The 26,544-nt window shown below is 62.9% G+C and carries 29 protein-coding genes; 17 read left to right on the top strand and 12 right to left on the bottom strand.

The annotated features are described in order from the left end of the window. The first annotated feature begins 47 nt into the window (after window positions 1-47). Together O0881_RS24235 and O0881_RS24230 are read left to right on the top strand one after the other, a co-directional pair. Entirely contained in the window at window positions 48-1,178 is a 1,131-nt protein-coding gene (locus O0881_RS24235) for a histidine kinase (protein WP_289913387.1), read from the top strand. After that, window positions 1,175-2,056, top strand: coding sequence for a LytTR family DNA-binding domain-containing protein (locus tag O0881_RS24230; RefSeq protein WP_289913386.1), 882 nt, complete (start codon window positions 1,175-1,177; stop codon window positions 2,054-2,056). Before O0881_RS24235 ends, O0881_RS24230 begins: the two co-directional genes overlap by 4 nt. A gap of 5 nt (window positions 2,057-2,061) precedes the next feature. Here O0881_RS24230 and O0881_RS24225 read toward each other — a convergent pair whose 3' ends face one another. Next, window positions 2,062-2,388 (bottom strand): hypothetical protein, encoded by a 327-nt coding sequence (locus O0881_RS24225; protein ID WP_070257487.1) that lies wholly within the window; start codon window positions 2,386-2,388, stop codon window positions 2,062-2,064. A 168-nt stretch (window positions 2,389-2,556) separates the two neighbouring features. Here O0881_RS24225 and O0881_RS24220 point away from each other — a divergent pair, with 168 nt between their 5' ends. Next, on the top strand, window positions 2,557-3,210 hold the full coding sequence (locus tag O0881_RS24220; protein ID WP_289913385.1) for a hypothetical protein: 654 nt from the start codon (window positions 2,557-2,559) through the stop codon (window positions 3,208-3,210). Between the two features lie 4 nt (window positions 3,211-3,214). Here O0881_RS24220 and O0881_RS24215 read toward each other — a convergent pair whose 3' ends face one another. Then, window positions 3,215-4,489 (bottom strand): MFS transporter, encoded by a 1,275-nt coding sequence (locus O0881_RS24215; RefSeq protein WP_289913384.1) that lies wholly within the window; start codon window positions 4,487-4,489, stop codon window positions 3,215-3,217. 107 nt (window positions 4,490-4,596) lie between these two features. Here O0881_RS24215 and O0881_RS24210 point away from each other — a divergent pair, with 107 nt between their 5' ends. Next, a complete protein-coding gene (locus O0881_RS24210) occupies window positions 4,597-5,499 on the top strand; it encodes a LysR family transcriptional regulator (RefSeq protein WP_077400521.1) in 903 nt (300 codons plus the stop codon). Window positions 5,500-5,527: 28 nt separating this feature from the next. Here O0881_RS24210 and O0881_RS24205 read toward each other — a convergent pair whose 3' ends face one another. The 4 genes from O0881_RS24205 to O0881_RS24190 all read right to left on the bottom strand — a co-directional run bounded on the left by O0881_RS24205 (window position 5,528) and on the right by O0881_RS24190 (window position 8,112). Then, entirely contained in the window at window positions 5,528-6,400 is an 873-nt protein-coding gene (locus tag O0881_RS24205) for a hypothetical protein (RefSeq protein ID WP_077400518.1), read from the bottom strand. 19 nt (window positions 6,401-6,419) lie between these two features. Further along, the gene (locus O0881_RS24200) at window positions 6,420-7,220 is read right to left on the bottom strand and encodes a hypothetical protein (protein ID WP_034781755.1); all 801 of its coding nucleotides are present in this window, start codon (window positions 7,218-7,220) and stop codon (window positions 6,420-6,422) included. Continuing rightward, window positions 7,210-7,722 carry a hypothetical protein gene (locus tag O0881_RS24195; RefSeq protein ID WP_034781751.1) on the bottom strand — a complete coding sequence of 171 codons (513 nt, stop codon included), beginning with the start codon at window positions 7,720-7,722 and terminating at the stop codon, window positions 7,210-7,212. Before O0881_RS24195 ends, O0881_RS24200 begins: the two co-directional genes overlap by 11 nt. 96 nt (window positions 7,723-7,818) lie before the next feature. Further along, a complete protein-coding gene (locus tag O0881_RS24190; RefSeq protein ID WP_010395442.1) occupies window positions 7,819-8,112 on the bottom strand; it encodes a DnaJ domain-containing protein in 294 nt (97 codons plus the stop codon). A gap of 161 nt (window positions 8,113-8,273) precedes the next feature. Between O0881_RS24190 and O0881_RS24185 the strand changes: the two genes are divergently transcribed. The 3 genes from O0881_RS24185 (at window position 8,274) to O0881_RS24175 (ending at window position 13,037) form a co-directional block, all read left to right on the top strand. Next, window positions 8,274-10,040 (top strand): glutamine--tRNA ligase/YqeY domain fusion protein, encoded by a 1,767-nt coding sequence (locus O0881_RS24185; protein WP_289913383.1) that lies wholly within the window; start codon window positions 8,274-8,276, stop codon window positions 10,038-10,040. A 201-nt stretch (window positions 10,041-10,241) separates the two neighbouring features. Beyond that, window positions 10,242-12,101: a CHASE domain-containing protein gene (locus tag O0881_RS24180; RefSeq protein WP_289913382.1), complete on the top strand. Its 1,860-nt coding sequence runs from the start codon at window positions 10,242-10,244 to the stop codon at window positions 12,099-12,101. A 189-nt stretch (window positions 12,102-12,290) separates the two neighbouring features. Next, window positions 12,291-13,037 (top strand): hypothetical protein, encoded by a 747-nt coding sequence (locus O0881_RS24175; protein ID WP_289913381.1) that lies wholly within the window; start codon window positions 12,291-12,293, stop codon window positions 13,035-13,037. 87 nt (window positions 13,038-13,124) lie between these two features. Here the strand turns inward: O0881_RS24175 and O0881_RS24170 are convergent, their stop codons facing one another. The 4 genes from O0881_RS24170 to O0881_RS24155 all read right to left on the bottom strand — a co-directional run bounded on the left by O0881_RS24170 (window position 13,125) and on the right by O0881_RS24155 (window position 15,328). After that, window positions 13,125-13,364, bottom strand: a complete 240-nt coding sequence (locus O0881_RS24170) for a hypothetical protein (protein WP_029496207.1) — start codon at window positions 13,362-13,364, stop codon at window positions 13,125-13,127. Between the two features lie 242 nt (window positions 13,365-13,606). Further along, on the bottom strand, window positions 13,607-13,831 hold the full coding sequence (locus O0881_RS24165) for a hypothetical protein (RefSeq protein WP_251349881.1): 225 nt from the start codon (window positions 13,829-13,831) through the stop codon (window positions 13,607-13,609). 235 nt (window positions 13,832-14,066) lie between these two features. Then, window positions 14,067-14,327 carry a hypothetical protein gene (locus O0881_RS24160; protein WP_034759943.1) on the bottom strand — a complete coding sequence of 87 codons (261 nt, stop codon included), beginning with the start codon at window positions 14,325-14,327 and terminating at the stop codon, window positions 14,067-14,069. Between the two features lie 83 nt (window positions 14,328-14,410). Continuing rightward, a complete protein-coding gene (locus tag O0881_RS24155; protein ID WP_289913380.1) occupies window positions 14,411-15,328 on the bottom strand; it encodes an SDR family oxidoreductase in 918 nt (305 codons plus the stop codon). A gap of 12 nt (window positions 15,329-15,340) precedes the next feature. On the opposite strand from O0881_RS24155, the gene O0881_RS24150 reads away from it, so the two are divergent. The 5 genes from O0881_RS24150 to O0881_RS24130 all read left to right on the top strand — a co-directional run bounded on the left by O0881_RS24150 (window position 15,341) and on the right by O0881_RS24130 (window position 20,247). Next, window positions 15,341-16,366 (top strand): CDP-6-deoxy-delta-3,4-glucoseen reductase, encoded by a 1,026-nt coding sequence (locus tag O0881_RS24150; RefSeq protein WP_251349880.1) that lies wholly within the window; start codon window positions 15,341-15,343, stop codon window positions 16,364-16,366. A 77-nt stretch (window positions 16,367-16,443) separates the two neighbouring features. Continuing rightward, window positions 16,444-17,715: an MFS transporter gene (locus tag O0881_RS24145; protein WP_289913378.1), complete on the top strand. Its 1,272-nt coding sequence runs from the start codon at window positions 16,444-16,446 to the stop codon at window positions 17,713-17,715. Between the two features lie 40 nt (window positions 17,716-17,755). Beyond that, on the top strand, window positions 17,756-18,421 hold the full coding sequence (locus O0881_RS24140; protein ID WP_099665226.1) for a DUF1345 domain-containing protein: 666 nt from the start codon (window positions 17,756-17,758) through the stop codon (window positions 18,419-18,421). Window positions 18,422-18,645: 224 nt separating this feature from the next. Next, entirely contained in the window at window positions 18,646-19,023 is a 378-nt protein-coding gene (locus O0881_RS24135; RefSeq protein ID WP_034781728.1) for an HPF/RaiA family ribosome-associated protein, read from the top strand. Window positions 19,024-19,281: 258 nt separating this feature from the next. Then, the gene (locus O0881_RS24130) at window positions 19,282-20,247 is read left to right on the top strand and encodes a GGDEF domain-containing protein (RefSeq protein WP_099389628.1); all 966 of its coding nucleotides are present in this window, start codon (window positions 19,282-19,284) and stop codon (window positions 20,245-20,247) included. 1 nt (window position 20,248) lies between these two features. Here the strand turns inward: O0881_RS24130 and O0881_RS24125 are convergent, their stop codons facing one another. Further along, window positions 20,249-20,878: a DUF5610 domain-containing protein gene (locus tag O0881_RS24125; RefSeq protein ID WP_289913377.1), complete on the bottom strand. Its 630-nt coding sequence runs from the start codon at window positions 20,876-20,878 to the stop codon at window positions 20,249-20,251. Between the two features lie 147 nt (window positions 20,879-21,025). Here O0881_RS24125 and sbcB point away from each other — a divergent pair, with 147 nt between their 5' ends. Further along, window positions 21,026-22,474, top strand: coding sequence for an exodeoxyribonuclease I (gene sbcB / locus O0881_RS24120; protein WP_289913376.1), 1,449 nt, complete (start codon window positions 21,026-21,028; stop codon window positions 22,472-22,474). A 168-nt stretch (window positions 22,475-22,642) separates the two neighbouring features. Here the strand turns inward: sbcB and pyrF are convergent, their stop codons facing one another. Then, window positions 22,643-23,476: an orotidine-5'-phosphate decarboxylase gene (gene pyrF, locus O0881_RS24115; RefSeq protein WP_289899918.1), complete on the bottom strand. Its 834-nt coding sequence runs from the start codon at window positions 23,474-23,476 to the stop codon at window positions 22,643-22,645. A 167-nt stretch (window positions 23,477-23,643) separates the two neighbouring features. Between pyrF and O0881_RS24110 the strand changes: the two genes are divergently transcribed. The 4 genes from O0881_RS24110 to O0881_RS24095 all read left to right on the top strand — a co-directional run bounded on the left by O0881_RS24110 (window position 23,644) and on the right by O0881_RS24095 (window position 26,472). Beyond that, window positions 23,644-24,258 carry a LemA family protein gene (locus O0881_RS24110; protein ID WP_077400485.1) on the top strand — a complete coding sequence of 205 codons (615 nt, stop codon included), beginning with the start codon at window positions 23,644-23,646 and terminating at the stop codon, window positions 24,256-24,258. 1 nt (window position 24,259) lies between these two features. Next, window positions 24,260-25,099: a TPM domain-containing protein gene (locus O0881_RS24105; RefSeq protein WP_289913375.1), complete on the top strand. Its 840-nt coding sequence runs from the start codon at window positions 24,260-24,262 to the stop codon at window positions 25,097-25,099. Further along, window positions 25,099-25,620, top strand: coding sequence for a TPM domain-containing protein (locus O0881_RS24100; protein ID WP_251349873.1), 522 nt, complete (start codon window positions 25,099-25,101; stop codon window positions 25,618-25,620). The genes O0881_RS24105 and O0881_RS24100 overlap by 1 nt, the downstream gene beginning before the upstream one ends. An 87-nt stretch (window positions 25,621-25,707) precedes the next feature. Beyond that, on the top strand, window positions 25,708-26,472 hold the full coding sequence (locus O0881_RS24095; protein WP_289913374.1) for an SDR family oxidoreductase: 765 nt from the start codon (window positions 25,708-25,710) through the stop codon (window positions 26,470-26,472). Window positions 26,473-26,544: the final 72 nt, after the last annotated feature.

The raw sequence follows: 26,544 nt of genomic DNA, 5'->3' as shown, positions 1-26,544 counted from the left end.
GGCTTGCGCTGGCACACAATGCTCCATCGCTACCAGCAGACAACGACATGAAAACCGACGCTCCATCCGCCGCAGCGCCAGCAGCCAAGGCCAGGTCTCCGTACTACCGCATGCTGCCCGACGCGCGCTATGCGCTGGCGCTGAACGTGATTTGCGCGCTGGTCATTACCTTCATCCTCAATCCGGGCAGCCATTTCGGGCAAAACCTGATCGCCTCGATGTGCATCGGCACGATCGCCTTCTTGCTGATCGACGGCATGCGCCTGACCCTGTGGGGCGAAGGCCAGCGGCCGAAATTCCTGCCCTTCATGCTCATCATCCTCATTTCCGTGCCCGTGGCGCAAATGCTGGGCCTGACCCTGTTCAGCTGGCTGACAGGCGTGGACGTGGGCGGCTTCGAAAGCCTGCTGCCTACCCAGATGATCAGCACGCTCGTATTCACCCTGCTGGCCACGGGCGGCGCCGTGCTGTTTTTCTCCAGCCGCGAAAAAATTGCCCGCCTGCAAATGGAAGCCGCCCAGGAAAAAGCCCGCGCCGAATCCGTGGCGCGCCAGGCTATGCAAGCCCAGCTGCAGCTGCTGCAGGCGCAGATCGAGCCGCACATGCTGTTCAACACCCTGGCCAACCTGCAGGGCCTGATCAGCTTTGACCCGGAGCGTGCCCAGTTGCTGCTCGACCAGCTGATCCAGTATCTGCGCGCCACCCTCTCTTCCTCGCGCGCCGGGTCCACCACCCTGGAGCAGGAATTTTCCCTGATGCAAGCCTACCTGGGCCTGATGTCGATACGCATGGGCGCGCGCCTGCGCTTTACGCTGGACTTGCCCGACACTTTGCGCCAGATCAAGGTGCCCCCCATGCTGCTGCAACCGCTGGTGGAAAACGCCATCCAGCACGGCCTGGAACCGAAGATCGAAGGCGGACACATCCACGTGCAGGCATCCACGGACGCTGGCGTGCTGCTGCTCACCGTCAGCGACGATGGCCTGGGCCTCGACCATCCGGGCCAGACCAAGGGTACCCACCTGGGCGTGGCGAATATCCGCGAACGCCTGCACGGCATGCATGGCGATGCCGCCAGCCTGTCGCTGACCGCCAACCATCCGGCAGGCGCGACCGCCCGCCTGACACTTCCCCTTCCACCCACCATCACACCCACCATCACGAGCCACCTCGCATGAGCCCACATACCCCACGCGCGCCGCGCGCCCTGATCGCCGAAGACGAACCCATCCTCGCCGCCGCCCTCGCGCACGCCTTGCAACGGCTGTGGCCGGAGCTCGATATCGTTGCCACTTGCCCCAACGGCGTGGAAGCCTTGCGGCAAGGCCTGGCGCTGCAACCCGACATATTATTTCTCGACATCAAGATGCCGGGCAAGACGGGCCTGGAAGCGGCCGAGGAACTGGCGGAACAGTGGCCGGACGGCGTGCCTTTCCCCCACATCGTGTTTGTCACCGCCTACGATGAATACGCGCTGGCCGCCTTCGAACACGCGGCCGCCGATTACGTCTTAAAACCCGTCAACGATGCGCGCCTGGGCAAGACGGTGGAACGCCTGCAGCAACGCTTGCGCGACAGCGGCAGCGGCAACAACAACGCTACAGCTACGGCTACGGCTACGGCAAGCCCAACGCCAGCGACTGCGCCAGCCGCCACGGCAGCCGAGTCCGCCAGCGACGGCAACATGGCCCGCCTGCTGAGCCAGTTGCAAGCCATGCTGCCGCCCGCGCCGCGCCTGCAAATGATACGGGCCGCCGTCGGCAACAGCGTACGCATGATCGCCCTGGCCGACGTCGTGTATTTCGAAGCGCTGGACAAATACATCAACGTCGTGTGCCAGGACAGCGAAGCGCTGATACGCACGAGCCTGAAAGAGTTGCTGCCCCAGCTGGACCCGCAACAATTCTGGCAAATCCACCGGGGCACCATCGTCAACGCCAGCGCCATCGCCACGGCCGTGCGCGACGATGCCGGCAAGCTGTCGCTGACCCTGCGCCAGCATCCGGCGCAACTGCGCGTCAGCCCTCTATATGCCCATTTGTTCCGCCAGATGTAAAACCGTTAATGCAGCTGGTGCTTCAAGTCCGATAATTCATCATGCACCTTGAGCACGGCGCTCTTCATTTCCGGCGTCACGCTGGCCGCCGTGCCGCATGCCCGCTTGGCGCGGTCGCCCAGCGATTCCATCTGGTCGACGGCTTGCCGGATGCGCGCATCATCCTGCGTGTCGATGGCTTGCCGCACGGCGTTCTTTTGCTGGTCCAGCTGGTTGATGCAATCCTTCAAGTCCATCGGCATGCCCTGCTGCTTGCCGCACAGCTGGGCCGCCTGGCCGATCGCATGTTCAATGGCGCCAAAGCGCCGTGCCACTTCCTTTACTTGCATCATGATGATCTCCTGTTCGCGTGGTGTCCGGGGTTGGATCACCAGACTGGCGCAGGGTTCCCCGCCAGCCGCCATGGCATCGAAATTTCCACCTGGCACTTTTTTGTAAGCACTGGTGACATTTTAGATAATTATCAAATCCTTCAGATACATTGGCGTACCTGAACCACCATGTCCTCCATGACCTCGCCAACTACCCTGCCCCGCCGCGCTCCCAGCCTGCTGCTGATCGTCCTGCTGCACCTTGGCTTTGCGTATATCGTCTGGCAGTCGCGGCCCCGCGCCGTCATGGATGAACACTTGCCGCAGGGTCCGGCCATCGCCTGGCTGCGCCACACGCTCCCGGTGCCGCCCAAGCCGGTTCCCGTACCGTTGCCCGACGCAAAACCGGCCGCCGCACGCCCGCCGCGCCTGCCCATGCCGGCGCCCGTCAGCCGCCCCTTGCCCGTTCCCGCCGCCGAACAGGCGCCGGCGCCCGCAATGCCGGAAGCGATCACGGTCGTCGCGCCGCCCAGCGCGGCCGACATCCTGGCGCAAGCCAAGCGCGACGTGGGCAAGATCGACAAGGAGCTACGCAAGGAATTCCCGCAACGGGGTGGGGAGAAATTCGACGACACGGGCTTCAAGCGCATGCAGCAGGGATTTGCCGAGGCCTACGCGGCCGTGCCGCCGAAATGGTACGAGGCCTCAAAAATCGAGGAAGTGGGCGCGAATGAGGCCAAAGGCAGCCGCACCTATAAAATCACCAGCGCGCTGGGCACCTTGTGCGTGACCACGCGCGCGGGCAAGCAGGGGGAAACGATGATCGGCATGTGTCCCAAATAACCGCTCAGCCGACGGCTTCGCGCGCGCCCAGCGGCTGCAAATGGCGCAGGCGCAAGGCGATCAGCACGCCGCCGCCCAGGCACAGGCCCAGCATGACGACCACGCCCGTCCAGCCGTCGAAGCCCCACATCATGCCCGAGGCGGACCCGATCAGGCTGGAACCCAGGTAATAGAACAGCAAATAAAAGGCCGAGGCCAGCGCCTGCGGCGCGCGGGCGCGGCGGCTGACCCAGCTGCTGGCGATCGAGTGCGAGGCAAAGAAGCCGAAGGTGGCCAGCGCCATGCCGATGACGATCAGCGGCAGCGAGTCGAACAGGGTCAATACAATGCCGGACAGCATCACCGACAGCATGATCCACAGCACGCCCCGGCGCCCCAGGCGGTCCACCAGGCGGCCCGCCCAGACGGAGCTGAAGATGCCGATCAGGTACAAAAAGGCCAGCAAGCCGACCGTGCTCTGGCGCAAGCCGAAGGGCGCGGCCAGCAGGCGGTAGCCGATGTAGTTATACAAGCTGACGAAACAGCCCATCAGCACGAACGCCAGGCAGAACAGCCACGGCAAGCCCTTATCCGAAAAATGCTGCCTGATCGCGTGCGGCAAGGCATTCCAGCCCTTGGTGCTGGGCACGAAGTTCTTCGACGCGGGCAGGCTGCGCCAGAATTCCGCCGCCGCCAACACGCCGGCCACGCCCAGCACGCCCAGGGCCCAGCGCCACGACAGGAAATCGCTGAGCATGGACGCCACCAGCCGTCCCGACATGCCGCCAAACGCGCTGCCGGCGATATACAGTCCCATCGACAGGCCCAGCGACGGCCCTTCGATTTCCTCGCCCAGGTAAGCCATGGCCACGGCCGGCATGCCGCCCAGGGCCACGCCCAGCGCGGCGCGGATCGCCAGCAGCTGCGCATAATCCTGCGCGAAGGCGGACAAAATGGTCAATATTGCGGCGGAAAACATCGACGCCACCATCAGCGGCTTGCGTCCCACCCGGTCCGACACGGCGCTCAGCAGCACCAGCGAGATGGCCAGCAAGCCGCTCGACACGGACAGGGACCAGCTGCTTTGCGCCGGCGTCAGATGGAACTGGTGCGACAGCAGCGGGAACAGGGGCTGGATGCAATACAGCAAGCTGAAGGTGGAAAAACCGCCGAAGAACAGCGCGCGGTTGCTGCGCTTGAATTCGATGGAACCCTTGGCGATGGCCGTGCGGGGAGCGGGAGCGGCAGGCGAAAGCGCCGGAGTGGCGGCGGAGGCAAAGGCAAGCGATGAATCAGACATGGCCGTGTTCGTGAAAGAAGCGAGTCTTCATCTTAGGATTGCCAACTCATATCGTCCAATATATATTTAAGACCCAACTCATACTTTAAAACGATTACTGGACGAATATGGAACTGCGCCACCTGCGTTACTTTGTCGCCGTCGCCGAGGAGTTGCACTTCACGCGCGCGGCCGAGCGCCTGCACATCGGCCAGCCGCCGCTAAGCCAGCAAATCCAGGCGCTGGAGGCGGAATTGGGCGCCCAGTTGTTCGAGCGCAACAAGCGCTCCGTGCGGCTGACGCAAGCGGGCACGCTGTTCCTCGACGATGCGCGGCGCATCCTGGCCCTGTCGGAGCAGGCGGCCGTGACGGCGCGCCGGGCGCAGCGGGGCGAAGCGGGCGAATTGCGCATCGGTTTTACCTTTTCCACGCCGTTTACGCCGTATTTCGCCACCGTCATCAACCGCTACCGCCAGCTCTTTCCGCACGTCACATTGACCCTGCACGAAATGGCGACATTGCATCAGCTGGAAGCGATCTCGGGGCGGACCATGGACCTGGGCTTCGTGCGCCCGCCGGAAACGACGTATCCCTCCGATATCAAGCTGACGCAACTGCGCCAGGACCCGCTGTTCCTCGTGCTGCCCGTCGCCCACGCGCTGGCGGCCAAGGAGGCCATCGCGATTGCCGACATGGCGGGCGAAGGTTTTGTCATGTATCCCAAGGATGCGGGCACGGGGATTTATCCGCAGATCTTCCGCCTGTGCAAGGCGGCCGGCTTCGTGCCCCAGGTGGCGCAGGAAGCGGGCGAGGCGTCGACCATCATCGGCCTGGTGGCGGCCGGCTGCGGTATTTCCGTGCTGCCCGCCTCGTTCGACCGCATCCGCATGGATGGCGTGTGCTACCGCCCGATCGACGACCCGCAGGCGACGACCAGTCTGTTACTGGCGCAAAGGGAAGAAGAAACGTCGCCGCTGGTGGCGGCGTTCGTGAAACTGGCCGAGGAAGCGGCGCTGGAAGGGGGAGCGTAGGCCGGCAGGCGCCAGCCCACGTACTGCATTACGAGTAGTCGGCGTCCAGCTCCGAACCCGCATAGTTTTCCAGGTCCTCGAACAGGCTCTTCATGCTGGCCCGCGTGAGGATTTTATGCACGACGGTGCAGCTGCGGCGGTACGAAGCGATGCGGTCGAGCAACACCGGGTGATGCTGCACGGGCACCTTGGCCACCAGGGCGGCCCAGCCTTCCTCGAAGTCGGGCTTGTTCTTGCGCACGGAACGCACGAAGCGCTCGAACTCCTTCTGCCCCGTGCGCGCGATGACGCGCCCGCCGCCTTCGATGGCGAAGATGATGGCCAGGGCGATGACGCCCTCGGCATTCAAATCGCTGTCGCTGACGGGGCCATTGTCGTGGTGGCGGCGCAGCCAGCCGGCCAGGCGCACGACGGCTTGCACTTCCTTGCGCTGTTGCAACTGCAGCGCATACTTTTCATAGCCGGCCCAGTTCTGGTTCGGGTCGGCCTGGCAAATATCGATGAACAGCTCGCGCAGGCGCCGCTGCAGGTAGACGGGGTCCTGGTCGTACTCGCCCACGAGGGCGTCTTCCGGCAGCTGCGACAATTCCTTGATCAGGCGAAAGCCCACCTGGAACGCGTGCTCGGCGCCGTGCTCGACGAGGAAATCGAGCGCGGCCTGGTCGCCTTCATGTGTGACGGCCTGTTCCAGGCCCAAGGACACGCCGCCCACCGTCAAATACAGCGCTTTCTGGATGCCGTCGGCCGTGCGTTCATTCGTGAACTTCTCGGCCACCATGGCCGTGATGCCCGTCAATTCATCGGCCAGGTTCAGGGCCGCGTCTTCGCGCGGGTCGCCCGGCAACAGTTTGATGGCGCGCACCAGGCGCGGAAGATTCTCTACAACAATTGCTGGCAGCATTAGACGTTCCCTGCTTTCATTACGAGAAAATGCCCGTGCCCAGGCTGCGGCGCGTGCTGGAACGCGGCGCGCTGCGCGTGCTCGGCACTTGCTTGCGCAGGCGGTACAGCAATTCCTTGGTACTGCGCTGCAACATGGTCGGCTCTTCGTCCGGGTCGTCCGAGTATTCCGCGTCGGCCAGGTCGGCGCTGTGACGGAAATCGGGGAACAGTTCGAACAACGAGCGGTCCCAGCCGTCTTCATTCGCTTGCGCCAGCTCAATGGCCAGCGGCACGACGTCGTTGTCGGACGAGGTCACGCCCGTCACGTACGGTCCCTTGATGACGATCTCGCCCGCCACTTCGAGGATTTCCTTCGGCGCCATCGAGAACAGGATGGCGAACGCCGTGGCGCCCCAGTCGGTGGCGGACGCTTCGAGCAGCAGCTCGCGGCGGCGCTCGGCGTCGTCGGTGGAAAACACCACGCCGTGGATGTGCGCGAACAGGGCTTCGGCGATGCGTTCCGGATCATCCTCGATCTGGTCGTCGCTCCAGGTGGCGGCGATGAAGGCCAGGCTGTCGGCCCAGGCCTTCGGCGGTACCAGCAAGGTCGCCAGCGACATCTTGCCCCCGTCGAAGCCGGCCAGGTGCAGGGCCGTCACTTGCGGCGGGATGGCATTCAGCACTTCCACCACGGCAAGATCGCCGTACTGGTCGGCCGCGTCGGCAAACGCCTGCTCGGCGTGGCCCAGCGAACCGGACAGCACCAATTCCGTGACTTGTTTCGTCAGCGCGGGAAGATTGCTCTTTTGATCCGCATTTTGCTTGTCATTATCTGCCATGGTCATCTCCATCCTGGTCAAACATCTGGGCGAAATCGTCGGTCGCTTCGTCTTCATCGTGCTCGTCGTCGCCGTCGTCATTGGCGGCCAGCTGGTCCAGCGACTGGTCGTCGTCGTCCCACAGGCGGGGATTCTTGTGCAGGAAGGCCGTGATGATGGCCTGGCGCGCCAGGTCGGGGAAGCTTTCCTCGATGGCGGCGTACATCTTCGCCGCTTCCGGCGCAGCGCAGGCGGCCATGGAAAACACGCGGGCCGTATCGCCGAATTCGTAGTCTTCGCTTTCGGCCAGCAAGCCTTTCGGGTCGCTGAAGGTGATGTGGTCGACCAGCGCGAAGGCCAGCATGTTCACGTCTTCGATGCCGCCGCCGCTCGCGTATTCGCCCACCAGCGCGTCGACCATGCTTTTATAGTTCTTGCGGTTCGGCGGGTCGCCGAGGATGCCTTCGATCTGGCCTTCCAGCTCGCGCGACTGATACGCGAATTCAGGGTGTACTCTTCTCATGCTGTGCTTTCCAATGTGATGCGCGGCGCTGGACTAACAGCGCCGTTGTTGTTGTTTTTCAAGTAATTCTGGCCGGCTGATGCGGGCCGCATCGATTTAATCGGCAGGTAATACTGTACCGTGGAGGCGGAACACGCCGCACCACAGGGCATAGGCTTCCGCTTCCGGATCGATGATGATGCGGTGGTTCACGCTCTGGTCGTATTCGGCGCGCTTGGCCGGGTCGGCCAGGATTTCATACGCCTTGGTGACGCTCTTGAAGCGCGCCTCGGCGCCGGGGGCCTGGTTGCGGTCGGGGTGGAAGCGCATGGCCAGCGAACGGTAAACCTTCTTGATTTCATCGTCGCTGGCATTGGGCGCGACACCGAGGACGTTATATAAATTTTCCATAAAAGGCTCCGGGGTCACGTTTTTCTACTAATTAAAGGCGAATTATCCTATAGAACGGCGCCCGCGTCGCTTGCATGCTGGGAAATGGGGGCAAATACGTGCTTATAAAGCGCTTGCGGTACGGTAAAATGCTTTTTACTGTCACTCTTCCGCATTGATCAATGAGCAACGATAAACCGAATAACGCCGCGCCGGCGCTGGCGCCCAATTTCTTGCGTAACATCATCGAAGCCGACCTGGCTGCCGGCGCCCATGTGCGTCCCGGCCTGCCCCAGGTGATCACGCGTTTCCCGCCGGAGCCGAACGGCTACCTGCACGTGGGCCACGCCAAGTCGATCTGCGTCAACTTCGGCCTGGCGCGCGATTACGCCGGCCAGTGCAACCTGCGTTTCGACGACACCAACCCGGCAAAGGAAGAGCAGGAATACGTCGACACCATCATGGACAGCGTGAAATGGCTGGGCTTTGACTGGGAACCGAAGCATGCCGATGGCCAGAGCCACCTGCACTATGCGAGCGACTATTTCGACCAGCTGTACGCGATGGCCGAATACCTGATCACGGCCGGCTTTGCCTATGTGGACAGCCAGAGCGCCGAAGACATGGCCGCCAACCGGGGCAATTTCGGCCAGGCGGGCAAGAATTCGCCGTTCCGCGACCGTCCGCGCGACGAATCGCTGGCCCTGTTCCGCGCCATGAAGGCGGGCCAGTTCAAGGATGGCGAACACATTCTGCGCGCGAAGATGAGCGAAGATGCCATGAGTTCGCCGAACATGAACTTGCGCGACCCGGCCATCTACCGCATCCGCCATGCGCACCACCACCGCACGGGCGACGCCTGGTGCATCTATCCGATGTACGACTACACGCACCCGATCTCGGACGCGCTGGAAAACATCACGCATTCGATCTGCACCCTGGAATTCCAGGACCACCGCCCGTTCTACGACTGGCTGCTGGAAACCCTGTCGGCCGGCGGCTTCTTCCAGCAACCGGTGCCGCACCAGTTCGAATTCTCGCGCCTGAACCTGACCTACATCGTCACCAGCAAGCGCAAGCTGCGCCAGCTGGTGGAAGAAAAAATCGTCGACGGCTGGGACGACCCCCGCATGCCGACCCTGGTGGGCATGCGCCGCCGCGGCTACACGCCGGAAGCGATTCAATTGATGTGCGAACGCACGGGCGTGACGAAATCCGACGGCTGGATCGACTACAGCGTGCTCGAAGGCTGCCTGCGCGAAGACCTGGACCCGAAGGCGCCCCGCTCGGTGGCCGTGCTGCGTCCGTTGAAACTGATCATCGACAATTTCCCTGAAAACGACAGCGTGGAATGCACGGCGCCCGTGCACCCGCACTTCCCTGAGCGCGGCTTGCGCACCTTCCCCATCTCGCGCGAGCTGTGGATCGAGGAAGACGACTTCATGGAAGTGCCGAACAAGGGCTACTTCCGCCTGTATCCGCCGATCGACGACAAACCGGGCAGCAAGGTGCGCCTGCGCTACGGCTACGTGATCGAGTGCACGGGCTACGACAAGGATGCGGACGGCAAGGTCATCGCCGTGCATTGCACCTACTTCCCGGACAGCAAGTCGGGCACGGAAGGCAGCGCCAACTACAAGGTCAAGGGCAATATGCACTGGGTCAGCGCGCCGACGGCCATTCCCGCCGAAGTGCGCCTGTACGACCGCCTGTTTACCGACCCGCAGCCGGACGCGGGCGGCAAGGACTTCAAGCTGGCCTTGAATCCGCTGGCCAAGGAAGTGGTGCAGGCGTGGCTGGAACCGGGCACGGAACTGGCCCAGCCGGAACAGCGCTTCCAGTTCGAGCGTCACGGCTATTTTGCGGCCGACCGGGTCGACAGCCAGCCGGGCAAGCCCGTCTTCAACCGCATCGTCACCCTGAAAGACAGCTGGCAGCCCGCCAAATAAGGGCTGGACGGCACACGAAAAAAACCGCTGCGGCGGTTTTTTTTCGTTTCAAAGAGAAATATTGCCTGTTGACTATATTCACGATAGTTTTGTATATTAGGCAGCTATTGAGCAATTTGCAATTTCAATAGTCCTTGTGCAACTGAGTACAGCCACCACCACACAGGCGGCACCCGATTCCTCTTCCTGATGCGGATGGCGATGTCTTCTACTGCCGGCGAACACCCCTTAGCTGCTGAAAAAAGACCGCTGTGGCTGTTCGGCTTTGTCGTGTCGACGATGGTGGGCCTGCTGTTCTACATGGCCGCTTCGCTGTCGATCGAAAGCGATGCCAGCGAACAATTCAACAATCTGGCGCGCAACACCCAGAAAAACATCGAATCGCGCACCAAGTCGTATGCCAACCTGCTGCGCGGCACGGCCAGCCTGTTCCAGGCCAACGAACACGTGAGCCGCGAGCAATTCCACCGCTACGTAGCTAACATCGCCCTGCAACAGAACTACCCGGGCGTGATGAATCTCAATTACAGCCAGGAACTCGACGAGACGCAGCGCGCCGCCTACGAAACGGCCATGCGGCGCGACTATCCGCCCGGGCGCGACGGCTATCCGGCGTTTGCCATCCATCCGCCCGGCCCGCGCGCCCAGTATTCCGTGCTCGTATACATCGAGCCGATCGCCAGCGCCCCGGAAAAGTATGGCTACGACATCGCCTCGCGCCCGCAGATCGCCGAAGCGCTGGCGCAGTCGCGCGATTCCGGCCACATCAGCAATTCCGGCGTGCCCGTGCCGATGGACGGCCGTCCCCAGCTGACGGGCATGGCCATGCGCCTGCCCGTGTACCGCTTCGGCATGCCCGTCGATACGGTGGAGCAGAGGCGCGCCGCTTACCAGGGCTCCGTCGGCATCGGCTACGACCTGGTGACGATGATGCGCAGCGCGCTGGCCGACATGCCGGTACGCAACGTCCGCCTGACCCTGTTCGATATCGGCCCGCAGGCGCTGCAACAGCGGGACGTGCCGCTGCAGTTGCCGCACGACATGCGCCCCATCTTCGACAGCACGGCGGCGGGCATGCATGCGCCATGGTGGCAGCCCGGCAGTTCGGGCCGCTACCTGAGCAGCACGCTGCTGATCGAGCACAATGGCCGCGCCTGGCAAGCGCTGTTCAGCGTGCGCAAGAGCGACCTGTATTCGCGCTTCGACGCCTTCCTGCCGTGGCTGGCCCTGCTGATCGGCTTTGCCAGCACCATGCTGCTGTACGTGCTGTTCCACACCCTGGCGTCGTCGCGCCGGCGCGCCATCCAGATGGCGACGGGCATGACGGAGGAGTTGCGCGCCAGCCAGATCCGATTGCAGCTGTCGCACCAGAAACTGCGCCGCCTGGCCGCGCACGCCGACCAGATCAAGGAAGAAGAGCGCAAGCGCATCGCGCGCGAAATTCACGACGACCTGGGACAGAACCTGCTGGTCCTGCGCATCGACGCCGACATGCTGGCCTCGCGCACGCAGCGCCGCCACCCGCGCCTGAATGCCCGCGCCCGTTCGACCCTGGAGCAGATCGACGCCACCATCAAGAGCGTGCGGCAGATCATCAACGACTTGCGCCCTACCGTGCTGGACCTGGGTGTGAATGCGGCCGTCGAATGGCAGGTGGCGCAATTTCGCCAGCGCACGGGCATCGCCTGCGAAGTGAGCGAAAGCCATGACGACATTTGCCTCAGCGACCAATGCGCGACGGCCCTGTTCCGCATCCTGCAAGAGTCGCTCAGCAATATTTCCCAGCATGCGAATGCCAGCCGCGTGCAAGTCAAGCTGGAAAAGTGCCGCGATACGGTGTCGATGAGCGTCAGCGACAACGGCGTGGGCGCGGCCATCGACGGGCGCAACAAGCTCGGTTCGTTTGGCCTGGTGGGGATAGAGGAACGCATCAAGTTGCTAGGTGGCACTTTTTACATCGAAAGCAGCCCCGGCGCCGGCATGAGCGTGCACGTCAGCGTGCCGCTGGGCGCGGACGCCACCGCGTTTCCCTACGAGGAAGAAAGCCGGGCCAGCGGCTGACCGGCACGCGCCCCGCATGAATCAAGCTCAGCTTGCATATTTCGTAATAAGATGCAATATTGATGTAGAACAACTTAGCGCCTGCCCGCCATGGGCAAGGCATTCCTCGACTACTTGCCAGGAGTACACACCCGCCGCTTTCCCTTGTTTCACCGTATTTCCCACAACGCTCTTTACCAAAGGACATTCATGGATACGAACGACAGTTTCAAGGCTATTGCCGATTTGAATTTGGACGCGATCAAGGTCAAATTGATGCACCGGGAGTCAGGCGAAGGATGGAGTCTGGAGAAGGCCAACGCGGTGGAATTCGAATACCGCCGCTTCCTGATCCTGATGAAACAGTTTCCGCAAGAAGAGACGGCGCCCCTGATGGATGTCGATACCTTCTGGCACTACCACATCCTCGATACCCTGAAATATGCGGCCGACTGCGAACAGGTGTTCGGCTACTTCCTCCATCACTTCCCCTACATCGGCTTGCGCGGCGAAGACGACGAAGCGGCGCACCATCGCGTGGGCGAGCGCATGAAACAGTTGTATGAACAAACGTTCGGGGAAGATTATATCCGCGCTGAAACGGCGTATTCGGGACGTGCGGTGCAGGAGACGGCTTACTCGGGCCGCGCCGTGCAAACGGCATTTTCCAGTGCGGCGGTGCAAGCGACGGCTTACTCGGGCCGCGCCGTGCAAACGGCGTTTTCCAGTGCGGCAGTGCAAGCGACGGCTTACTCGGGCCGGGCCGTGCAAACGGCGTTTTCCAGTGCGGCAGTGCAGGCGACGGCGTATTCGGGCCGCGCGACCGGGGCTGCCAACACCGCATTTTCCAGCGCCCCTGCCTCACTGGCCGCAGCGGTGGTCAAGTCGTCCTCGACTGGCCTGGAAATGGGGCGCTTCTATGTCGATCGTCCGGTGCTGAACCGCGACCCGCAATAGAAAAGCGGAAAACAGATGTGGCTGCCGCACGCGGCAAGCCTGACGTACCCAGACGGCACCTCTCAGTTTGCCGTCTGTCAGGCGCTCTTAGGCAGCCATCAACTCGCGCAGTTCACGAATGCTGAAATCGCTGATTTCATGCATGCGGATGAGGATCGTGGCGCCGATCGGCAAGGTATTGTGACGAATCTTGCTGATGACCGGTGGCGCCACTTCCAGGGCTCGCGACAAGGCGGCATCGTTTTTCAGTTGCAGCTTGTCGATGATCGCATCGAGGACGCGATTCGGGTTGTAGGTAGGCAAAGAGGTAATTTGTTTGAGAGACATGATCGAAAATCCGTACTTGTTGTATTAGAGCAAAAAGAAACCGAATGTCTCTTCTGCAATAATTCAGGGTAAACACACTAAAAAGCGCCATCACTTATGCGGCTTTTACGCCGCAAACAATATAATACACGCTATTGTTGATTTTTGCGTAACTTAACGCAAAATTGTGATAATTGAAGAGAATTGACGCACTTGGAATGTGCTAGAGGATAACTCAAATTGGAAAAATTTGCTGCAAGTCATCAATTTTTACGATGAGCAACACCGCTATGCATGAGCCAAGCTATGGCCATGAGGGCGCTCAGGCGCGCCATTTCGGCAGATAGATGCCAGCCTTGCGCGGCCACGCCGGCCGGGGTGGCAAGCGGGCACGTACCCGAAACGGCATCCACGCGGCACCAGGCCAGTTGCCGGCGGATTTCATCGGGCGGCGGCGGCGGCTGCAGCGCACGTTCGCGACGGCGCATGTAAGCGCGTACCTGTTCCTTGCTGGGGTGACTCGTAGCTCGCATGGCTCGCTCCTGCTGACGGGAAACAGCGTCACGCTATGCAGAGCCCGCCACAAGAGCCCAGACGCGTGACGACATTGCTCACCATATCGCCAGCGCGCCATGACGCGTTTGCGCTGCGTCAAAGGTCACGGCCCCGGTGTTGCGCCGAGACCCGTACTGCGCCATGGCCCCAGCGGCCAGGCCCATATTCTTATTTCTTTTGCTGGCGCACGCGCTGCTGCTGCTTTTCCTGCGTTTGCTGGCGATTCTGCTTGCGCTCGAACAAGGTGACCGCATCTTTCTTGGCTTGTTCGACGGTACGCATTTCCTCATGCGCATCGTGCGGGACAAAAAATTCGGCGTCCTGCGCGGCCACGACGAGCTTGATGGCGGCCTCGTCGTCGAGGTCGTACAGTTCCGTCAGGACGGTGGTGACCTCGTCCAGGTATTCTTCGTAAGTGAGGGTGCTCATGCTGTAGTCCTTAAGTGAGTGGCGCAGCGCGGGAACGGCGCGCTGCGCGCCGGCCCAGCAAAGTGCGCAGATAGCCGGCCATTTTACCCGATGCCGGCGCCATCGGCTGCCATCGCCTGCAAGGCATCGGCCACGCGCGCGTAGCGCAGGCGCACGCCCAGCTCGCGCTTGAGGCGGGTATTGTGCAGGCGGCGCGATTCAGACATGAACGACAGCAGCATCGGCGTGACCACTTGCCGCAGCTTGGCCCGCGGCAGGCGCGGCGGGCGCGGCAAGCCGAACGTATCGGCCACGGCATCGAAATACTCGGCCATCCTGAGTTCGCTGTCATCGCTGGCGTGATACACGCGACCCGGCTTGCCCCGCCACAAGGCCCGCTCGATGACGCGCGCCAGGTCATCGGCATGGATATGGTTGGTGTACACATCGTCGCTGGCTTCCAGGGCTGGCGTGCCTTCGCGCAAGCGCTTCAGCGGCAGGCGGTCTTGCGCATAGATGCCCGGCACGCGCAGGATGGCCACGCTGGCGCCGCGGCGCGCGCCCCAGCCGCGCAAGACCTGTTCGGCGTCCACGCGCCGCTTCGCGCGCGCATTCGCCGGCGCCGTCGGCCGCGTCTCATCGACCCAGGCGCCGCCGCAATCGCCATACACGCCGCTGGTACTCACATACACCATGCGTGCATGCTCGGGTAAAATGGCGACCAGATTGCGCGTGCGCCGGTCCAGCAAGCCCGACGACATGGGCGGCGCCAGGTGCACGACCATCGTCGCCAGTCCCGCCAGCCGTTTCAGGCTGGCGCGCTCGTCGAGGTTGGCCACGATGGGCACGGCGCCGGCCGCCCGCAACTGCGCGCAGCGCGCCAGCTGGCTGGTGACGGCAAAGACGCGAAAGCGCGCGCGCAGCAGGGGCAGCAGCCGCATGCCGACGTCGCCGCAGCCCAGGATCAGCAAGCGCGGCAAGCCTGACGGCTTGCGCAAAGAGTGCATTAACATATTTTTCATCTCAAGGATTGTATGACTTTTCAAATTACTGTTCAGCCCAGCGGCCACCAATTCAGCTGCGAAGCGGACGAAACCGTCCTGTCGGCGGCGATACGCGCCGGCGTCGGCCTGCCGTACAGCTGCAAAAGCGGCGCCTGCAGCTCGTGCAAGGGCAAGATCGTGTCCGGCAGCGTACAGCATAAGCCATACCAGGCCCGCTCCCTGACGGAAGATGAAGCGGCGGCCGGCTACTCGCTGCTGTGCTGCGCCGTGCCCCAGGGCGACCTGGTGGTGCAGGCGCGCGAAGTGGCGGGCAGCAGCGACTACCCGATCAAGAAAATGCCGTCGCGCGTGACCACCATCGAAAAAGTCGCGCCCGACGTCGTCGTGCTGACCCTGCAATTGCCAGCCAGCGAGCGCCTGCACTACCGCGCCGGACAGTATATCGAAATCATGCTGCGCGACAACAAACGCCGCAGCTACAGCATGGCCAGCGCGCCCGTCGAAGGCGGCCCCGTGAGCCTGCACGTCCGCCACATGCCGGGCGGCCTGTTCACCGACCAGGTGTTCGGCAGCATGAAGGAGCGCGACATCCTGCGCTTCGAAGGCCCGATGGGCACCTTCTTCCTGCGCGAAGATTCCGACAAGCCCGTCGTGCTGCTGGCCTCGGGCACGGGCTTCGCCCCCTTGAAAGCCATCGTCGAGCACATGATCAACGAGCAGTCGCCGCGTCCGATCACCCTGTACTGGGGCGGCCGCCGTCCGCACGACCTGTACATGGATGCCCTGTGCCGCCAGTGGGCCGCCGACTTGCCGCAGTTCACCTATGTGCCCGTCGTGTCGGACGCGCTGCCGGAAGACGCGTGGCAAGGCCGCACGGGCTTCGTGCACCAGGCCGTCATCGCCGACTTGCCGGACATGTCCGCGTATCAAGTGTATGCCTGCGGCGCACCGATCGTCGTCGAGTCGGCCAATCGCGATTTCGTGCAATTGTGTCAATTGCCGGCCGACGAATTCTACGCGGACGCCTTCACCACGGAAGCCGACCTGGCCAAGTAAGCATCCAGACAGCGGGGTGCTGCTGGCGCGGCATCCGCTGCCGCCACCGCTCCACCCCGCTGTTTCCTGGAAATTTCATGTCTCTCGCCTCTGCCGGCAACGGCTTCAGTATCCTGCGTCACCGCAACTTCGCCTGTTATCTTTCCGCCCGCGTGCTGGGCACGGTGGCCGTGCAGATGCAAAGCGTGGCCATCGGCTGGCAGGTGTACCAGATCACGGGCAGCCTGTTCGACCTGGGCTTGATCGGCCTGGCGCAATTCGCCCCCTTCCTCGTGCTCATCTTGCCGGCCGGCCACGTGGCCGACCGCTACAACCGCCGCAACATCATCGCGTGGTGCCTGGCGGCGCAACTGGCGTGCGCGCTGGCCCTGCTGGCGTTTACGTTAAGCAATATTTCCATCGTCTGGCCCGTGTTTGCCGTGCTGGTGCTGTTCGGCAGCGCGCGCGCCTTCATGATGCCGGCCACGCAAGCCGTGCTGGTCAACATGGTGCCCACGCAACACTTCAGCCGCGCCGTCGCGCTCAGTTCGTCGAGCTCGCACGTGGCCATCATCCTCGGGCCGACTTTGGGCGGCTTGCTGTACTACTTCGGCCCCAAGGTCGTGTATCTGATCTCGTCCGCGCTGCTGGTCGTGTCCGTCCTGCTGATGCGCGCCACCACCCCGGCGCCGCAAGTGGTGAAACGCGAACCCGTCAGCTGGCATACCCTGCTCGAAGGCTTGCGCTTCGTCTGGTCGAAGCCCATCGTGCTGGGCGCCATTTCGCTCGACCTGTTTGCCGTGCTGTTCGGCGGCGCCACAGCCCTGCTGCCGGCGCTGGCGCATGACGTGCTGCATGCCGGACCCAGCGGCCTGGGCCTGCTGCGCACGGCGCCGGGCGCGGGCGCCGCCCTGTGCTCGATCGCGCTGGCCATGTTTCCCATCACGCGCCGCGTGGGCGCGTGGATGTTCGGCGGCGTGGCCGTCTTCGGCCTGGGCACCCTGGTGCTGGGCAGCACCAGCTATTTCCCGCTGGCCCTGGCGGCGCTGTTCCTGATGGGCGCCGGCGACATGGTCAGCGTCTACATCCGCCACCTGCTGGTGCAGTTCGAGACGCCGGACGAGATCCGCGGCCGGGTCAGCGCCGTGAATGCCGTCTTCATCGGCGCCTCGAACGAGCTGGGCGAATTCGAATCGGGCTTGACGGCCGGCTGGTTCGGCCTCGTGCGCGCCGTGCTCTTCGGCGGCGCCGCCACCCTGGCCGTGACGGGTATCTGGGCCGTGCTGTTCCCCGTGCTGTCGCGCATGGACCGCTTCCCCCACCACGAGAAGGAAGCAGCCGCCAGGACGGCCACCACGGCGAGCGCATAGGGTCTAAGATGCGCTATCGCCACTGACACGAATCCGCACCATGAAAATCACGCTTCCATTCCACGGCTTCATCCGCAGCCGCCCCCACCTGAGCATGGCCACGGCCATCGGCGTGGCGGCCGGCCTGCTGCTGCCCGCATCCTGGCAACAGATGACGCGCCTGCTGACGGCGTGGAATGTCGCCGTCTGGTTCTACCTGGCAACGATGGCCTGGATGATGATGCGTGCCAACCACCACAAGGTCAAAGCCATGGCGGCGCGCCAGGATGAGCGGGCGGCAACCGTCCTGTCGGCCCTGTCCGTCGCATCCGTGATGAGCCTGGTAGCCATTGTCTCGCAGCTATCCTCGATGAAAGACATGGCGCCGGACGAGCGCGCGCTGCATTACGGCCTGACGATCCTCACCCTGGTCGGTTCCTGGTTCCTCGTCGGCACCCTGTTCTGCTTCCACTATGCCCACCTGTACTACCAGGCCGATCCCGCGCTGCGCCCCCTGAAGTTTCCCGACGACGAGCAAAGCCCCGATTACTGGGATTTCCTGTATTTCGCCTTCACCATCGCCGTCGCCGTGCAAACGTCGGACGTTTCCGTGCAGACACGCATGATGCGGCAAATCGTGCTGGGACAATCCGTGCTGAGCTTTTTCTTCAACCTGGTCGTGCTGGGGCTGTCGATCAATATCGCGGCCGGTCTCATCAATGGCTGAGGGTAAATAATTTCGTAGTGGAAACTTGACCTGGCTGAAGGGTTAAGCTCATCTTAATCGTGCGCACCCTCTTGAAATACTGGAAAGAGGAGTAAGATAAGTCATGCACAGGGATCAAGTGCATGAGGCAAGAACCAGGCGCCGACGCGCCCTGGCAGCGGATTTGACCACTGCCATGCAAGGCGCCTGAGATGGGTTTTTTTTGAATTGACAGGAGTAAGCATATGCAAATCAATATTCATACCGACAGCACCATCGCCAACACCGCTGGACTGAACGAACATGTGCAATCCGTACTTGAAAGCGCACTGAACCGCTTCCGCGACAACCTGACCCGCATCGAAGTCCACATCAGCGACACGAATGGCCCGAAAGGCGGTGCCGACGATATCCGCTGCGTTATGGAAGCACGCGTTGCTGGCTATCAACCGATCGCCGTGACCGAACAGAACGCCACCGTGCATCAATCCGTTGCCGGCGCCACCGACAAACTGAAACGCGCCATCGATAGCGCCCTGGGCCGCCTGCAAGACAGCAAGCGCCACGCCACCGGCAAGAATGCCGTGATCGATACGGCCGAAGCGGAAGAAACCGCCGAGTAATCCCCACCTGCAGGATTTCCAGAGACCAAGGCAGCCGTTCAAGGCTGCCTTTGCACATCCGGCCCGCCTTTCGCGCGCGGCAACATCCATAACAAAACCGCAAGCATTCCTGCGTATTGACGCGGCAATGAAATAATTGTCGTATTTCTCACAGTAAGTGACCTCAAGCAAGCCTTTGGCGTTACAGCCAAGGCCGCTTTACGCTATCATGAAGCTACCGGCCCCCTGCTCGCGCGCCGGCTTTTTGAAAGTGTGATTGTGGAACAGATCGGCAACTTCGGCGCTTCAGGCTGCAACATCGGCGATTTACAGCTATTTCGCGATGGGGCGGATAGCCAGACGGCCGCCATGCTGGCGCCCTGCCCCGTGATGCGCCTGGAAGCGGGCGAAGCCATTGCCGACACGCAAGGCGCCAGCCTGTACATCGTCCTGCGCGGCTCGCTGGCCGTGGCCGCCGACACCCACACGGGCATGGATGACGGCACCGTCAGCAAGGTCTTGCCCGGCGAAAGCGTGGGCGAACAATCGGTGCTCGATGAAGCGAGCAACCTGGCCGCCATTTCCGCCCTGGAAGAAACCGATTTGCTGGTGATCGACGCGGCCATCGTCTGGGAATTGATCGAACAGTCGAACGGCCTGGCGCGCAACCTGCTGCGGCTGCTGTCCTTCCGCATCCGCGCCGCCAATGCCTTGCTGCGCCGGCGCCAGAAACTGGGCGAATTCTACCGCCAGCTGTCGATGGTCGACAGCCTGACGGGCTTGTACAACCGCGCCTGGCTGACGGATTTACTGCCCAACATGATCGTCACGGCCCACGCCAGCGGCTCGCCCCTGTCGCTGGTGATGATAGACCTCGACCATTTCAAGCGCTTCAACGACACGCACGGCCACCAGGCGGGCGACCAGGCACTGCGCATCGCCGCGCAAGTGCTGGGCGCGGCCCTGCGGCCCACGGATTTTGCCGTGCGCTACGGTGGCGAGGAAATGATGGTGATCTTGCCCGACACCAACGAACACGTGGCCTTGCGGGTGGCCGAGCGCTTGTGCGAGCGCATGCAGCTCGCCGTCATCTTCGCTGACATGCGCAGCGCCTTGCCGCACATCACGGGTTCCTTCGGCGTGGCCAGCCTGGCGGCCGAACAGGACGACCATGCGCTGATCGCCGCGGCCGACGCGGCGCTGTATCGCGCCAAAGCATCGGGCCGCAACAGGGTCATGCTGTAGTTCAGGCAGCCTTGCTGTCGGCCGGCTTGCTGGCATCCGGCTTGGCGGCATCATCCTTCTTGCTGCTGTGCGCGGCGATGAAGTCGGCATAGCCCTTTTGCACCAGCTCGTACGTCTTGTCGATATTGCCGGCGATGTCGCCATTCAGCACTTTCAAGCCGCCGAGGATGTCGCGCGCTTCCTTGAAGCCTTTTTCCATGCCGCCGCTGATGGTGTCCATGAACTTGGTCAGGGCCGTATCGTCGTCCAGGCCGGGATTTTGTTTCTTGAAGGCATCAAAAAATCCCGTCGACAGCGATACAATGCGGTTCGCCGTCGCTTCGGCGCTGTTATCCTGCGAAGCCGCGTTCTGGATCGCATCCTCGCCGTACTGGCCCTTCAGCGCTTCATTGATGTTGGTGATGGCCGTCTTGTACAGCAGCGCCAGCGGCTCGTTCTCGGAACCGATCGACACGTTCAGCGACGCCTGCATGATGGAAGCGTTCAATTGCAGCTTGGTGCGGTCATTCACGCTCATTTCAGCGTTGACGCCGTCCTTTTGCTGGACTTTATCGTCCTTGCCGGCAACGCCCGTACTGACGGAAGTCACGGAAGGGGTGGAATTGCCGCTTGCGGCGATGGGAATTGACACGATAGACCTCCTTGAACGGGCAATGTATGCCACCATGCGGGAAACGCGATGATGACCATCCTCTCGTGTAGTATCGGCAGGTTTTCAGAAAACTGTAGCAGCGGCCGCTTTTGGCGGCCCGGATAACCAATCAAGCAACGACCATCAATGACTAACCAGACCTTTCTTTGGCACGACTACGAAACCTTTGGCGCCCAGCCGCGCCGCGACCGCCCGGCCCAGTTCGCCGCCATCCGCACGGATGCCGACCTCAACGAGATCGGCGAACCCATCATGCTGTATTGTCAGCCTGCCAATGATTTCCTGCCCGACCCGCAATCGTGCCTGATCACGGGCATCACGCCGCAGCAGTGTCTGCAGCTGGGCGTGCCCGAACACCAGTTCGCCGCCACCATCGAAGCGGCCTTTTCGGAGCCGGGCACCATCGGCGTGGGCTACAACACCATCCGTTTCGACGATGAAGTCACGCGTTTCCTGTTCTGGCGCAACCTGATCGACCCGTATGCGCGCGAATGGAAGAACCATTGCGGCCGCTGGGACATCCTCGACGTGGTGCGCATGACGCACGCGCTGCGCCCGGAAGGCATCGAATGGCCAAAGCGCGACGATGGCCAGACCAGTTTTAAACTGGAACACTTGAGCAAGGCCAATGGCCTGGCCCACGAAGCGGCGCATGATGCACTCTCCGACGTGCGCGCCACCATCGCCCTGGCGCGCCTGATCAAGGAAAAGCAGCCGAAACTGTTCGAATTCTGCCTGGCCCTGCACAAGAAGGACAGGGTCGCCAGCGAAATGGGCATGCACCTGGCCGCCGGCGAGCGCCAGCCTTTCCTGCACGTGTCGGGCATGTTCCCCGCCGAACGGGGTTGCCTGGGCGTCGTCTGGCCGCTGGCCACGCACCCGAGCAATAAAAATGAAATCCTCGTCTGGGATTGCGCCTACGACCCGCGCGAACTGTTTACCCTGGCCGCCGACACCATCCGCACGCGCCTGTTCACGCGCAAGGACGCCATGCCGGAAGGCATGACGCGCCTGCCCGTGAAAAGCGTGCACCTGAACAAGTCGCCCATGCTGGTCGGCAATTTAAAAACGCTGTCGCCGGCCATGGCCGCGCAGTGGGGCATCGATCTGGACGCGGCGAAGGTCAACGCGCAATTCGCCGCCGCGGCGCCGAACATGGATGCCGTCTGGGCCGAAGTGTTCCAGCGCCCGGGCGCGAATGCCGCGCTGGACGTGGATGAGGATTTGTACAATGGTTTCGTCAGCAACGACGACCGCCGCCTGCTCGAATCCTTGCGCCGCGACACGCCGGCCAAGCTGGCCACGGCCCGCCCCTCGTTTGCCGATGAGCGCCTGCAGGAACTGCTGTTCCGCTACCGCGCCCGCAATTTCCCGCAAACCCTGAGCGAAGCGGAAAGCCTGCGCTGGGAACAGCACCGCGCCGCCCGCCTGTTCGACGGCGACGCCGGCGCCCGCACCATCGAAATGCTGTTTACGGAAATCGACGTGCTGTCGGAATCCGTCGATGAGCGGGGCGAGGAAATTCTGGGCGAGCTGTACGACTATGCGGAGATCGTCGCACCACAACGCGACTAAATGCAAAATGCCGGGCTAGCCCGGCATTTTTTATGGATGACAAACAACAGTCATCACGGTGCCTGACAGAAGCGTAGCGAGCGGATGGGAGTTGCGGCCGAGAAGCGCAACTGTGCTATAGCACAGTGAGCATCGCCGGCCGCAAATCGCGACGCGCAGTAGCTTATGTCAGCCACCATCAGACGCGCGGTGCGCGTTGATGGCATCGCGCGTTTCAATGGCCACGCGGCGCGCCGCGTCGGCGAAGTCTTCGCCCGCCTGCGGCGTGGCGTAGATGATGGCGCGCGACGAGCTGATCATCATGCCCATGCCGTTCGCCGTCTGGCCCGCGCCGACGGTGGCGGCGATGTCGCCGCCCTGGGCGCCGATGCCCGGCACCAGCAGCGGCATGTCGCCGACGATGGCGCGCACCTGCGCCAGTTCTTCAGGGAAGGTGGCGCCGACGACGAGCGCGCACTGGCCGTTTTTATTCCACTTCTCGGCCACCAGGCGCGCCACGCGCTGGTACAGCGGTTCGCCGTCCGTATTCAGGAATTGCAGGTCCGAGCCGCCCGGGTTCGACGTGCGGCACAGGATGATCACGCCGCGGTCTTTCCACGCCAGGTAGGGATCGAGCGAATCCTCGCCCATGTACGGATTCACGGTAACGGCGTCGGCGCCGTAGCGCTCGAACGCTTCGCGCGCGTATTGCGTGGCCGTCGCGCCGATGTCGCCCCGTTTCGCGTCGAGGATCAGGGGGATGTGCGGATAATTCTCGCGCACGTAGCGGCAAATGTCTTCCAGCTGCTTTTCCGCGCCCAGCGCGGCAAAATACGCGATCTGCGGCTTGAAGGCGCAAGCCAGGTCGGCCGTGGCATCGATGATGCGCGTGCAAAAGGTGGTGATTCCATCAGGCAGGTCGCGCAGTTCGGCCGGCAGTTTCGCCAGGTCGGGGTCCAGGCCCACGCACAGCAGGGAATTATTGGCCGTCCACGCGGCGGATAATTTATTGATGAAATTCACGGCACACCTTCTCTATATTCAGTTGCAAACCCCGTATTGTAACGCGGCGCAGGCTTGCCACGGCGTCTCTAGGCGGTCGGGGCCGGCGGCCGACGCTTATTAAACCGACATTACGGGCCGTTTCAGGTATATTTGCCTCACCTCCCTTACTCTGCACGGAACCCATCATGCAAATCACCAATCAATTCACCAAATGGCTGCGCCTGGCGCTGAGCGTCACCGTCCTGGCCGGCATCCTGACGGGCTGCGGCTACAACGACTTCCAGAGCAAGGATGAAGCCACCAAGGCCGCCTGGGGCGAAGTGGTCAACCAGTACCAGCGCCGCGCCGACCTGATCCCCAACCTGGTGAACACCGTCAAGGGCTACGCCACGCATGAAAAGGAAACACTGGAAGCGGTGACCAAGGCGCGCGCCGCCGCCACCAGTTTCCAGATCACGCCCGAAGTGCTGAACGACCCGGCCGCGTTCGAAAAATTCCAGCAAGTGCAGGGGCAGCTGTCGTCGGCCCTGTCGCGCCTGATGGTGGTGTCCGAGAAATACCCGGACTTGAAGGCCGACACCAGCTTCCGCGACTTGCAGTCGCAGCTGGAAGGCACGGAAAACCGCATCACCGTGGCGCGCCAGCGCTACATCGTTGCCGTGCAGGATTACAACGTGCATGCGCGCAGCTTCCCGAACAACCTGACGGCCATGGTCTTCGGCTACAAGGTCAAGCCATCGTTCACGGTGGAAAATGAAAAAGCCATCTCGACCGCACCGACCGTCAACTTTGGCAAATAAGATGAAAGCCTGGTCCTATCTCGCGGCGCTGGCGACGGCGCTGCTGCTGTGGTCGATGCCGCCAGCCGGCGCACAGGGCTTGCAGCCCGTGCCGCCGCTGGCCGCGCGCGTGACGGACAACGCCGGCATGCTGGACGCCAAGCAAAAGGCGGCGCTGGAAGGCGTGCTGGCCGATTACGAAGCCAAGACGGGCAGCCAGATCGCCGTGCTGCTGGTCAAGAGCACGGAACCGGAAGCCATCGAGCAATACAGCATCCGCGTGACGGATGCCTGGAAGCTGGGCCGCAAGGGCGTCGATGACGGCGTGCTGCTGATGGTGGCGAAGGACAACCCCTCGTCCCTGCGCCGCCTGCGCATCGAGGCGGGCCGCGGCGTGCAGGGCGTGCTGACGGATGCGCAATCGAAACGCATCCTGCAAGACGTGATCGCCCCCCATTTCAAGCAAAACGATTACTACGGCGGCCTGGTGGCCGGCGTGGGCTCGATTGCCACCCTGCTGAACCAGGAGCAATTCCCCGCTGCGGCGCAGCAGAAGGCGCCAGCCACCGTGGAAGCGGGCGGCATGACCTTTTGGCTGCCGCTGCTGTTCTTCGGCTTCCTCGTCGTGCTGACCCTGTTCCGCTCGCGCGGCGGACCGACGCGCCTGCAGCGCGGCAGCAACTGGTCCAGCGGCGCCACGGGCGTCGTGCTGGGCAGCATCCTCAGCCAGGCGCTGAACAACCGCGGCGGCGGCGGCTTCGGCGGCGGCGGTGGTGGTTTTGGCGGTGGCAGCGGTGGCGGCGGTGGTTTCGGTGGCGGCGGCGGCGGTTTTGACGGCGGCGGCGCCTCGGGAGATTGGTAATGACGAAACAACTGACATTCGGACAACGCTGCGGACGGGCATTGAAACATTTGCGGGGCACGCCGGCGACGGCGCGCCACGCCTTTCCGGAACGTACACTGAAAGCCATCGAGACGGCCATCGCCGGCGGTGAAGCGATGCACCAGGCGGAAGTGCGCCTGATCGTCGAAGCAGCCCTGACGCCGGGCATGGCGTACCAGGGCGTGAGCAACCGCGAGCGGGCGCGCGAACTGTTCGCCCAATATGGCGTGTGGGATACGGAAGACAACGTCGGCGTGCTGATCTACATCAACCTGGCCGAGCACCAGGTCGATATCGTGGCCGACCGCAACGTGGGCCGCCGCGTCACGCCGGAACAGTGGCAAGCCGTGTGCCGCACCATGACCAAAGGGTTCAAGGATGGCAATTACCACGACAGCACCCTGGAAGCGCTGGCGCAGCTCAATACCCTGCTGCAAAGCCACTTCCCCGCCAACGGCACGCGCGGCAACCAGTTGCCGAACGAGCCCATCCTCCTCTGATTCCTGCCCAGGGATTAAAATCTGCCCATTGCCGCGCGGGCCGGTGTCCCTGGCAGCGCGGCCCCCATACCTCGCCGAGGAGCACACATGAAATTAGTCAATAAAACCGCCATCGTCACGGGCGCCACGCAAGGCATCGGTCTGGCTTGCGCCACCCGCCTGATCGCCGAAGGGGCGCAAGTGATGCTGGTCGACATCAAGGAAGAAGGCGCGCAGGCGGCCGCTGCCCTCGGCCCGCAGGCGCGCTTCTTTTGCGCCGACGTCAGCCAGAAGGCGGACGTGGACGCCATGCTGAAGGAAACCCTGGCCCAGTTCGGCCACATCGATATCCTCGTCAACAATGCGGGCGTCACGCACGCGGCCGGCTTCCTCGACGTCTGCGAAGACGATTTCGACCGGGTCATGCGCATCAACCTGAAATCGATGTTCCTGTGCGGCCAGGCCGTGGCGCGCGAAATGGTCAAGCGCAACAGCGGTTGCATCATCAACATGTCCAGCGTGAATGCGGAACTGGCCATTCCGAATCAGGTACCGTACGTGGTGTCGAAGGGCGCCATCAACCAGCTGACCAAGGTCATGGCCCTGAACCTGGCCTCGCACGGCGTGCGCGTCAACGGCATCGGGCCGGGCACCATCCTGACGGAACTGGCCAAGCAGGCGGTGCTGTCGAGCCCGGAAGCGCGCCACACGATTTTGTCGCGCACGCCGCTGGGCCGCTGCGGCGAACCGGAAGAAGTGGCCGGCATCGCCGCCTTCCTGGCCAGCGACGACGCCACCTACATGACGGGCCAGACCATCTATGTCGATGGCGGGCGCATGGCGCTCAATTACACGGTGGCCGTGAAGGAATGAAGGCAGGCGCGGTAAGTTATATCAAAAAAGAATAATAGTTATCCGAAAAGATCATTAGACACATATCGTGCA

It is taken from the genome of Janthinobacterium sp. SUN100 (genome assembly GCF_030397705.1).
GTDB lineage: Bacteria > Pseudomonadota > Gammaproteobacteria > Burkholderiales > Burkholderiaceae_D > Janthinobacterium > Janthinobacterium kumbetense.
The sequence above is the reverse complement of the archived record's forward strand: the minus strand, read 5'-3'. Positions and strand labels throughout refer to the sequence as shown.